Raw genomic sequence first — 11,501 nt, forward strand, 5'->3', positions numbered from 1 at the left:
GAAGGAAAAGAAAGTAGCGCTTTCACGCCTAACTTCTCCATATCCAGCGCGCGTTATTGGCAGACCGGTTGAAGATCATCCATATAGTATAGGTCACTGGCCTGCAGGAAAAAAGTTTATCCGGCTACGGATAATTTGCCATTCTATATAACAAATCTGGCATTCTTTGTGTGGATCAAATAAAGTATCGCTGGTAATTGTCGTTAAACATTTTAACAGTAACATCATGAAAAATAAATTCCTTGTTGGAAGTGCACTCGCAATAGGTGGGCTAATTCTGTTAAGACCATTTAAAAATAAGCCGAGAAAGGCAGAACCTATCAAAGATTTTGACCTCAATAAATACTTGGGCAACTGGTACGAAATCGCCCGATTTGATCACGGGTTTGAGAAACAGCTGGATAATGTGATGGCCCAATATCGTTTAAACGACGACGACACTATCAAGGTCATCAATAGCGGTTATCACATACAAAAGGAAAAATGGGAAAAGGCGGAAGGAGTCGCCAAATTCAGGGGCGATAAAAATATCGGCGCGCTCAAGGTCAGCTTTTTCGGCGGTATATATGAAGGGTATAATGTACTCGCGGTAGATGATGATTATAATCACGCATTGGTAGCAGGCAGAAACCTGAACTATTTATGGATATTATCCAGGCAAAAGATACTACCGCAGCGCATAAAAGACAAGTACACCAAGCTGGCAGAACTTATCGGCTACAATCTCAAGAATCTGATATGGGTCAATCATGATGCAGTCAGTCCATTTGATCAGGAAATCACTTAAACCGGTTCAAAAGAATACTTAATCACCGGAGTTTTGTTCAGCTGCCTTTTTAGGCATAAATTGCTGAAAAGTATCTCCCCTTAATCCGATACGCAGTGTCTCTAAAGGAATAACATCATCCGGTGCAATATTCCCTAAATTTACATTTGCGCCAAGCAAACTGATAAACCAGGCCTGCTGCGATTTGTTAGGCGCCTCCCAGAGAATTTTGTCCTGTGGTACATTTTTCAGTATTTTATTAACCAAAGCAACGTGTGCATTACCATTAGGCCGGTAAATACCTACAGTGCCGCTTTCTCTGGCCTCGGCAATCACCTTCCAGGCACCACATTCCAATTCCTTATTCATCATAGAAATCCACAAGTTCGGCCGGATCATAATACCTTCTTCCTTTGAGCCAACTTCAGATAATACGATAAAATCTCTGGATAATTCATTGATATAGCGGCATTTTTGGTCATGGGGCATTTGTATAGAGCCATCAGACACCTCCACGCATTCCATTTTATATTTACTAACCAAACTTCGGTATGCATCGAACATATCCCGAACTATAAAAGCCTCGAATAAAGTACCACCAAAATAAGTCTTAATGCCTGCTTCGTGATAGAAGGCTAATTTTTTATCCAGTTCTTTCGTAATGAGAGATGTACCAAATCCCAGCTTCACTATATCTATATACTCATCACTGGCACCTACCAGATCAGCCGCCTGACGCAGGCTAAGTCCCTTATCCATCACCATTGTCAGACCATTTTCTCTTGTCTTTACAGTCCTTTCAGGCAACTGGGGTAACTCAAAATTTTTCATTGAATCGTTTTAAATAATTGATAAAACAAAGTAATCCATGGTTTGTAACTCAACATTCGCAATTTTTTGTAGTCACCGATGTATGCACCACAGGTCTTCGATATTTAACAGACGCTCCGATATTCGGTCATTATCACATTGTTTTCCGGTACAATATTACGGGATAATTGATTTTTGACAAACTCTCATTCGAAATTAATACCGGAAGATACAGTTTTGCTATAGTCATTACCGTAAGCCGCAGCTGATCAACGGTACACTAATAAATGCCTAAACTAAACACTAACGCCGAAGCAAGTAGACTGCGTGGAAAAGAAAAGCAAACGTAATCAAGGCAATGAGCAATATATATTCAGCAATTATCCAATCAAATACCGGTAAAAAGAAACCTATGATATGCAGTCCATCTCCAGCATTCCGCTCATACTTCGAATGCTGGCAAAGCGGCTGGTCTAATTACTGTTTAAGAGACCCTAAAAAAGTGACCTGATTATCCGGCATCCCTATCAGGTTATTCGATAATCAGGTCTCTAAGTACGCTTAAAGAAGAAATAAGTACTGTAAATATCCGTCTTGTCACTTTCCTTTAGTCCCACTATTATCGCAACTTACTGTCGTCGGTTGAGGCCCCATGTAGGAAGGCTTCAGCCCGCCCAGGTCAATGACAATTTTCTGCACGATAATTCCAGGATCCCCGGTAATGATTTTCAACGTGTGCTTACCGGGCCTATCAATATAAAGAGTTGAGACATTGATGGCCGCGTTACGCTCTACATTTGTCGCCCAGTTCTGAGAATATTCCGGGGAAGAGGAAGAAGGATAATCAACTATGCCATCATCAATTGTTACACCATAAGTGGTTTGCGAGGTATTGGCTTCATGAAAACCAAAATCCCTGTTTGAACTTAATGGAAAAGTGGGTAATACATAGGTGTAAACCTTTACCATCCCTCTGTGAAAGGTATAGAAATCATACTGCAGATTCGGCGCCTTGGTATATCTGGAATTTATAACCGGCAAAACAGGACTGCCCATCATAACAGAAGTATCTGTATAACCTAAATCATTCACTAATTGCATTTCAACACCATAAGACTCAACTTTACGACTAAAACCTGCAGCAGGTATAGATACGACACCGTTTTCTTCAACATATAATCCCTGTAAACTATCGCAGGAAATAGCTGGATTATTGGCCGCCACCAATACCTGTTGATGCCCCCCGTCCATAACAATATCAATAATCGCGGTCTTCCGGCCCGATTCCTTTAACTGGTTCCAATCCACAGCTACTTCTACCCGCTGCTGATCCTGCACTTTTCCGGAGCGACGGCTCAGTTTAACCCAGGGCGCATTCGCCCTGGCGGTCCAGGACAGCACTTTGGAACCGGTATTATACAAATCGAAATAATGAGTCTTTGCGGCCAGCTTGTCAAAAGTGGGAAGCATATTAGTATAACCGTTTACACCGGTCGTCCCCGAACCTTCTGCCTTTACCTTAAGCTGCCCGTTGCCGGGAAGCTTAAGTGTTTTTAATTTAGGTTTCTCAAAATAAGAAGCTGTTACCCCATTGACCAAAGAAATAACATGATTCCATTTACCATTCAACAGACGATTATATCCGTCTGTTATGGCCTTCAGGCTGTCATGGATCACATCTACCTCTTTTTTAAGACGGTTCGCCGCGCTGTTATGTTCATAATAGCAATCTCTTTGTTGCTGCGCTTTGAGCCACATCCGGTTCATCAGGCTGGCCCCTGTTACCGGGTAAAGTACCAGCTCGTAAAAAGACGGCTTATAAGCTTCGGGCAATCCGTCATAAATCTTCTTCGCATCGTTCTGTATTTTTAAATAATCGCTGATCCTGTCTTGTGCCTCATTGTAGTTATCAAAAGAATACTCCGTTTCGGCAGGTATCTCTCTGGCGTGTCTGTTGGAATTCCATTCAAATCCCCAAGCCATAGATTCCGGCTTTCTGGAGAACGCCAGCCGGTTATACGTTTTAGTTATACGGGCCAGCTGTTGAAAATATTCTTTACCATATATATCGGATAACCATTCAGCCTGAAACTCCGGCGCACTGCTAAAACTAAAACTATCCAATTGATAGGCCATACTCAAAAATTGCGTGACCGGTGCCTCACAGGACTTGATATCCCCCGCATTCAAAAGCCAATATCTGTCTGCACCAGTGGCGTAAGCCTTATGCAATTCTTCATACATAAGATTGGGGGGTGTCGACGCCAACCAAAGGTAGTCATGCGGTCTACCTAAATAAGATGCGTGATAATAAACGCCCGAATGTCCTGAACGCAAGCGCTCTTTTTCATTACTGAGCTGCTTCAAATACCCATAGTTATCATCCGGCCATACCAGCGTAACTTCATCAGGTAACTTAAGACCGGCATTATAGATATCCAGCACCTCTTTATAAGGTACAAAAATCTGTGGTATATCTGCCAAAGGGGTATCGATATATTTTTTAAGGATGCTGCGCTGGTCATTTAAAGCTTCCTCCACCAGCTTCAGTCTTTCTGACATCGGGTAATCTCCCTGCATTTCCTTATCATGCAGTCCTCTTAAGGCAAGGGTATAGACATTTTCATATGGAGAATTTTCTTTCACCCGTTTATCCAGCACGCGCATAATTCCGGTACGATTGGTCTTATAATCCCATTCGCCCATCGTTTTCTTGTCCCATTCGCTGGCATTATTGAACAATAAAGGTTCCGGATGCGTAGACCCCATGACGATCCCGAAGCTATCGGCAATCACTTTATTCTCCGGATACTTATTAAATGCACTGGAACCTGGATGCATTGCCGGACACAGGTAGTTGGCGTTGAGTCTCAGCAGAAGCTCAAAGACCTGCCTATAGGTCTTCGGACCAATATTATGAAGCTCTTTTTCATAGGTATCCCGTGCCCAGGGTCTAAGGCCCCAATCTTCATCATTAATAAACACCCCTCTGTATTTAACCGAAGGGGCGGGAGAAGTAAAATTGCTGACAGACAGGACAACATCCGATCTTTTTTTAACCGGCACATCTGCCCAAAAATACCAGGGCGAGACGCCGATCACTTTTGAGATACTGAAAAGGCCGAAAGCAACGGCCCGCCGGTCACTCCCAGCAATGACCAGCGCCTGCCCCACATGGCGAAAAGGATTTTTCACCAGAAAAATCCCGTAACGTTCCCATGCGCCCTTAATCGAATCCACATTTATCTTTCCAGCAGCAATCAATGCTTTAATCCACCGGTTTGCTTCAATGGTCCCGGCAATCACCAGATTGTCCGCTTTTGCCAGGCTGCGGTTGATACCCGGTGCCTTTCCAGTAACATTCTGAATGTCTTTTGCAAATAATCTGACGTAGGTATTGACAGCCACCGGATCACGAGGATCCTCCAATATCTTGGCACCGGATAAATTGAACATGCCCGCCCCCTTATTATCTGAGGCCTTCGATGTCAGGGTAACCTGGCTATAACCGGCAGTTCCGAGCAGCATCACTGCCGCAATAAAACCTATAACAAATCTTGCATCACCGGCGCCATTATGCCCCCTTCCCAGTATCCTGACAGCGCGCCGCATTACTTTGTTCAGGCCATTAATACACTTACACTTCATCATGCTATGATTATACGAATTCTAAAAATATTTTCTTATTGTTTTTTGCGGTCTGATCGAATAGACGCTTCCATCGCCACAATTTTTTAAGGAGCCGTAGATAGCGCATTCATCGTAAAATACAAATCGTAGATCCGGCCCTGATAATTCCTGAGCTTGCCTTTCAAGCTCCTTCCCTGAATTTTGCCGCAGGTAACATATCCTCCCCTGATCTTTGTCAGGTCTTTATCCAAATGGGCAGAAACAACTGTCCGCTGTTGAAAAGAGATCTCCAGATCTCCGTTTTCTGTCAATTTTAGCAAGAGCTGCCCCTCTCTGTCCGGCAACGGCTCGCTTTGATACACTTTGCCTGCCTCCGTCTGAATGCCGATCCTGCCCCGGTAGGCAAAGAGCTTAAAATGCCCAAAATAATCTGCGACCACACCACCTTTATCCAGTTCTTTTATATAAGCGGTTATATACAGTGTGTGCGGGTTCCATTGTTTTCTGTTAAAAGAGAGGTCCGATGCGCTCCTGCCCTGTGCTATCATATACCGATGATCGAAAAATGTGGGCAAGGTCCCCTTCAATATCATTTCATCGGTTTCTCCCTGACGACTCAGTTCCTTTTTCAGCATAGCTCTCCCTTTGACTAATTGGGGCTTATAAACCGGATCCTGCGCCAGGTTTTTAAATTCTTCTGTATCCTCATTCAAGTTGAATAACTCTTCCGGTGGATGATAACGATAGCGGTTCAATAAGAATCTGGCTTTCTTATCCGTTTGAGCCGCTTTCACCCAGGAGTCAAAATAAAATTCGTTACGTTCCACTTTGTCAATATGTGTAATAAAGCGTTCTCCCGGATGATAGTTTCTGATATATTGCCAACCATCCGCGGTAATGACAGTTCTTCCAGGCGTATAATTATACCAATAATGCGGCTCCATGGAAGACTCTGCGAAAATGTGCTGGTGAATTTCTTTTTTAGTATCCACTAAGACCCCTTTAAAAGACCGGCCGTCCAGCGTATCCACTTCTCTGCCTCCAGCCAGATCAATTAACGTGGGTGTAATATCTACCAGTGATACCAAGGCGTCGGTTTGGCTGCCTTTTTCTATATGTCCCGGCCATCTGACAATCAAGGGCACATGCAAACCTTTATCATAGACGCTCCATTTAGCAGAGGGAAACTGGGCTCCCTGATCAGCGGTAAATAACGTAACTGTATTATTGGTTTGCCCTGCTTTATCCAAGGCTTTCAGCACCCGCCCCAGCATCTCGTCGGCAGCTGATATGCTCTGATAATAGGATGCCAGAGCGCCTCTTGTTTCCTTTGTATCAGCCAGATAATCCGGCACTTTGATGCTGGCAGGATCAAAATCCTTATGTGGAAACCAGGGTACATGAGGCAACCAGGGCGCGACAATCAGGCAAAGTGGCTGATCAGGATGTTGTTTAAAATGGTCCTCAATCATATGTACAGACTCATTTTTCCGATCTACCCTGTTTTCAACGGGTTCATATTTACCAAACTCCTTGCCGATAACCTCAAAAGGAAAATTATCCAGCGGAAACACATCTGTCTTGCCGGAGATCACCACTCGATATCCCAGTGCCTTTAAAAACCCGGGCAAGTTATCTACGCCTGGTTTAACGGTAAAATGATTCATCTGTGCGCCGTTATGATACGGATACATCCCGGTAAAAAGGGCACTTCTGGACGGCGTACACATGGAAGAAGCTGCATAGGCCCTGGAAAACTGCATGCCTTCTCTAGAGAGCTGGTCCATATTAGGTGTACTGACGTCGGTGTTGCCATAAGCCCCTATATCCTGTTGATTCAGATCATCGGCTATAAAGATCAATATATTTGGCTTTTTCTGACAGACCGCTTTTCGGCTTACGCCGGACAATATCAGGGCCATTAAAATAAGCAGAAACGCCCTGACCCGGTGAGGCAATCCTTTTCTTATCAGCCGGTTTCTCCGGGCAGATATTAGACATCTGCCCCGCTCATACCGACTCAACCACCAGTTCTTAAAAACAATTGAATAGGTTTTCATCAGCTGTTATTTATAACAGACGCGCCTCTCAGACAGTAAAGAACCAATTTCCGACACGGTTCCTGTCCATCTCTGCCACCGGCGCATGAACCACGATAAACTAAAAATATGTTTCCCCGCCCGGCATTAGTCTTTCAGCGGGGCGGTATCACCACTTACTGTTTACCGTTTAATTTTTTGATCAGATCAACTTCGTCCTGTTTATAGGGAGTAAAGTCTTTTCTAAAGATATCATGGAACCATAACTTAGGTTCTCCACCGTCCGGCATGGGCGAATCCCAGGCATAAATGGTATTGGTTTTTCCTTCCACGAAACCCCAGTTAATGGCCCCGACGTTTTCCTTTTTAAGCATGGGCAGCGTATTACTGAACAAACTCTTGCGGGTCCTGGCCATATACTCCGTACAGATTACGGGCCTGCCGAATGCCTTAAGCAACTGCACAACCCTTTGATGCCAGTCGGGTGTTTCATAATCATGATAGGAAATAATATCGGAACCGGCAATCTGCACTTTATTGAGATCCTCCAGATCCCACTTCCAAAGTCCCACAGTAATAGGCTGGTCGGGACGGACAGCATGTGCCCACTTCAGTACCGCTTTCAGCAAAGGCATTGATTTATTTGCCTTCCCATTGTTACCCGGTTCGTTATAGAGATCCCAGGCGAGGATCCGCTTATCGCTTTTAAAGGTTGTCATTATATCTGTTACGTATTTTTCCAGCTCTGGAAAAATTGTTGTATCTTCTGACCTCGGCTGTCCTGGGTCCTGCACCCAGCCGGAGTTATGCACGCCTGTTTTGGGGGCCGGCTGGGGGCCGGGACTGGCTTGTTTATTCCAGCAGTCATCAAAAAAGACAAACATCGGTTTGATATGATGTTTCTCGGCAATTGTCAAAAACTGATCGATTCTCTTTTTAAAACCGTCCGCGTCTTCTTTCCAGACCAGACTGTGTAAGAAAACCCGCATCGTATTAAATCCGATATTTTCAGCCAACTGAAATTCTTTATCGATCAAATCGGGGCTGAAAGTCTCCTTCTGCCACATTTCCAGCTGATTGACAGCATTACTAGGAATATAGTCCGCACCGGTCAGCCAGCCCTGGGCCTGATACCAGTCGTTGGCCTGCTGGGCAGACCAGACGGCCGCAGTTCCCGCCTGCATCTTATGATTTGACGTACTATCCTTACTGTCTGTCATACGGCCACCCTGTTGACAGGAAAGTGCCGAAAATAGTAGGATCACGCTGCATAGTTTCATCCACACCGACCGTGAATGCTCCCTGCCCGAATACACGGGCCGGTGCCGGTGCTGCCATTGACTTCTGTTTTTTTGTGTTGTCTGAGTGATGTTCATCTTTTTGTTTTTATTAAGTGCTAATAATCGGTTATACATTCTGTCCGGCTTTTGGCGCCCCCTTGCGCTTCCATTATTGGCATTATAATGATTGCTAAGTGGCCGGCACCTCCAGCGGTGCATTGATGGGCACAGGCCTGCCAAAATCCGGACTGCCGTCCTGATCCCAGCTAAAGGGCTGCATCCTTGGACTGCGGCTGTCGCCGCATCCCTGTCCCTGACTGCTGTTAGCATGGTAGATGATCCAGTTCTGCTTGCCGTCAGGAGAGGCAAAGAAGCCGTTATGGCCGGGACCGAAGACGCCGCCCTGTACATTTTTGGTAAACACCGGCACCGGCGATTTTTGCCAGTCTTCCGCATTGAGCGGATCTCCTCCTTCTGCCAGTGTCAACAGCCCCAGACAGTAGTCGTCCGACCAGCAACCATTACCGGAATAGGTCAGAAAAAGTTGCCCTTTGGGGCTGATAATGGCTTCCGGACCTTCATTGATCCGGTCTTCCCAGTCATAGGTAGGGCTGGCAATCTTTACTCTTTTTCCCTCGATGGTAACCGGGTCTTTTAATTTCGCGACATAAATACATTGCCGGTCATCAACTGACGCCTCCCATCCGCTCCAGGCCATATAATTGACGCCCTGATAGGTAAACACCGTCCCGTCGATGGCCCAGCGGTCATCCGGATCAGCGATCTTGCCGATGAATTTCCAGCCGGTACCGGTGGGATCCTCCGCTGCATTTTCCAGCACATACATACGGTGTGTAGTGTTGTCTCTGTTTTTATCCGCTGCAAAATACATATACCATTTGTCATTGAGAAAATGCAGTTCCGGTGCCCATATATCACTGCTGTACGGCAGGCTGGCATCCGCCGGAGCGTTCCATATCACGACTTCTTTCGCGGCTCCCAGATCTTCCATATACTGCGTTTTCCAGATTGAGATCCGGTTGCCCGAGGTCTGTGTATAATAATAAAAACTTCCTTTTTTAATGACCCAGGGATCCGGCCCTGATTTTTTCAGCGGATTCACAAATATTTTTCCCGTCGATGGACTGTCCGGGCCGGGCGGCGGCGTACCGCCCCCACCCGATCCGGATTTTCCACAGGACGCCCACAGCAGGCACAGGCCTGCAAGCAGCAGGATCGCCCCGGACCTTCGCATTCTAACAGATACTTCGTGCATTGTATTTTATCTTTATCAGATTCGCTTTATTTCGGCTTCGGTTCTTTCCGGAAACAACTGCCGGTTTACTGGCCCGTCACCTACATAAAGAAGTAAGCGCCGGACCGATCGGGCTACCAGCCTTCATTTTGTTGCATATGCGTGTTGACATCCAGTTCATACTGGGGAATGGGCAGTAAAGCATATTTATCCGTATAGTGACTGAAGCCTTCGTCTCTTGTGGCCAGTTTGGTGCTGAGATCGCCCCAGCGGACCAGGTCTTCCCAGCGGTGCCCTTCACCACAGAGTTCAGTCAGCCGCTCATGTTTGATCTGGGTTAAAAATGCGGCCTTGTCCATCCCGCCAGCCAGCGGCGCCAGGCCGGCCCTTGCCCGCACTTTATTGACAAAGGGATAAGCTTTGGCAGTTTCACCGAGTCCGTTTAAGGCTTCTGCATAGAGCAATAATACATCGCTGTAACGAAGGTAGCGATAATTGTTCCCTGAATGGAACACTTCCCCGTTGGAAGTTGCATCGTTCAAAAATTTCCGGAAGTACACCGTGTTCTGGGTCGCCTGGGCAATCGGATCACCTTCTACGTCGGCATACCCCCTGGATGTCCAGCTCTGTCCGTAGACCATGGTATAGTCCGGGCCCCGCACATCGGTAGAGTCGTAGATAAAACTGGCCGCCAGCCTTGGATCCCGCTTACCGTCCGTGGTCTTCTCCTTCAGGAACTCCCATACGCACCAGCGTCGGGCCTGACCGTCAGTAAACCCGATGGGCCTGGGTGCGAAAAACGGCGGAATGGAAGTGCCATAGTTCAGGTTATCGGGATTACCGCTGGCGTCATTGTCATGATTTTCCGCCGGGTTGACGGCGTTCTGAAATTCAAATACAGATTCCTTGTTATTTTCCGTCGCTTCCAAAAAGTTATCGCGGTAATTGTCCATGAGTGCATAGACATCTTTTCCCTCTCCCTCAGTGAGCCACTTTAAGGCCGCGGCCGCATTGGCATAGTCATGCATCTGCAGATAACATTTCCCCAGCATGCCGTAGGCAGCACCCCTGGTTGCCCTTCCGACGCCCGCATTATCATATTTAACCGGAAGAACGGCGGCGGCGGCTTTAAAGTCTGCTTCACACTGCTGATAGACTTCAGCCTGCGGCGTTGTGGGTGGATAGTCCGTGGGAAGAGAAGTCTTTAACAGGACGGGCACATTGCCCCAGAGTGTGGCCAGGTAATAGTAAAAGAATCCGCGCATGAATTTGGCTTCTCCCAGTAACTGATTTTTGACCGTTTCATCCATATCGATGGCCGGCACATTGTCCAGCACCTGATTACATCTGCCGATACCTACATATAAATCCTGCCAGACGGTGGTTGTCTCCCAGAGATTATAGTTGGTCACGTTGAACACGTCAAAATTATTGATCAACGTAGAGTTGGGACTGGTGCTGAATCCCTCGTCGGAACGGACGATCGTCAAAAAGAATTCGTTTCTAGCCAGACCTACCCGGTGATAGGTACTGTAAATGGCATTCACGCCGCTCTGTGCATCGTTCGCTGTTTTCCAGAAATTATCGATGGTCGGTGCATTGGGATTTGCTATTTCAAGGTCCTTACTGCAGGAGGCCAGCCCCAATAGACATGCGACAGATAACGACAGCAGGAACGTATTTTTAGATTGTTTCATTGTCTGATTTTTTGGAGGATAAAA

8 protein-coding genes are annotated in these 11,501 nt (G+C 46.2%); 1 reads left to right on the top strand and 7 read right to left on the bottom strand.

From position 1 onward, the window contains the following. Positions 1–226 precede the first annotated feature (226 nt). Entirely contained in the window at positions 227–787 is a 561-nt protein-coding gene (locus K9M52_RS00370) for a lipocalin family protein (RefSeq protein WP_224070084.1), read from the top strand. An 18-nt stretch (positions 788–805) separates the two neighbouring features. Here K9M52_RS00370 and K9M52_RS00375 read toward each other — a convergent pair whose 3' ends face one another. The 7 genes from K9M52_RS00375 to K9M52_RS00400 form a co-directional block, all read right to left on the bottom strand. Continuing rightward, positions 806–1,597, bottom strand: coding sequence for a phosphosulfolactate synthase (locus tag K9M52_RS00375; protein WP_224070085.1), 792 nt, complete (start codon positions 1,595–1,597; stop codon positions 806–808). Between the two features lie 576 nt (positions 1,598–2,173). Beyond that, entirely contained in the window at positions 2,174–5,227 is a 3,054-nt protein-coding gene (locus K9M52_RS00380; RefSeq protein ID WP_224070086.1) for a glycosyl hydrolase 115 family protein, read from the bottom strand. 83 nt (positions 5,228–5,310) lie between these two features. Next, positions 5,311–7,266 carry a sulfatase family protein gene (locus K9M52_RS00385; RefSeq protein ID WP_224070087.1) on the bottom strand — a complete coding sequence of 652 codons (1,956 nt, stop codon included), beginning with the start codon at positions 7,264–7,266 and terminating at the stop codon, positions 5,311–5,313. 155 nt (positions 7,267–7,421) lie between these two features. Next, positions 7,422–8,465, bottom strand: a complete 1,044-nt coding sequence (locus tag K9M52_RS00390) for a cellulase family glycosylhydrolase (protein ID WP_224070088.1) — start codon at positions 8,463–8,465, stop codon at positions 7,422–7,424. Beyond that, the gene (locus tag K9M52_RS18990; protein WP_262902416.1) at positions 8,452–8,583 is read right to left on the bottom strand and encodes a hypothetical protein; all 132 of its coding nucleotides are present in this window, start codon (positions 8,581–8,583) and stop codon (positions 8,452–8,454) included. The genes K9M52_RS00390 and K9M52_RS18990 overlap by 14 nt, the downstream gene beginning before the upstream one ends. 132 nt (positions 8,584–8,715) lie before the next feature. Then, positions 8,716–9,801, bottom strand: coding sequence for a glycoside hydrolase family 43 protein (locus K9M52_RS00395; RefSeq protein WP_224070089.1), 1,086 nt, complete (start codon positions 9,799–9,801; stop codon positions 8,716–8,718). Between the two features lie 113 nt (positions 9,802–9,914). After that, on the bottom strand, positions 9,915–11,477 hold the full coding sequence (locus tag K9M52_RS00400; RefSeq protein WP_224070090.1) for a RagB/SusD family nutrient uptake outer membrane protein: 1,563 nt from the start codon (positions 11,475–11,477) through the stop codon (positions 9,915–9,917). Between the last annotated feature and the right edge of the window lie 24 nt (positions 11,478–11,501).

The organism is Arachidicoccus terrestris, assembly GCF_020042345.1.
In the GTDB taxonomy this organism is placed as follows: Bacteria; Bacteroidota; Bacteroidia; order Chitinophagales; family Chitinophagaceae; genus Arachidicoccus; species Arachidicoccus terrestris.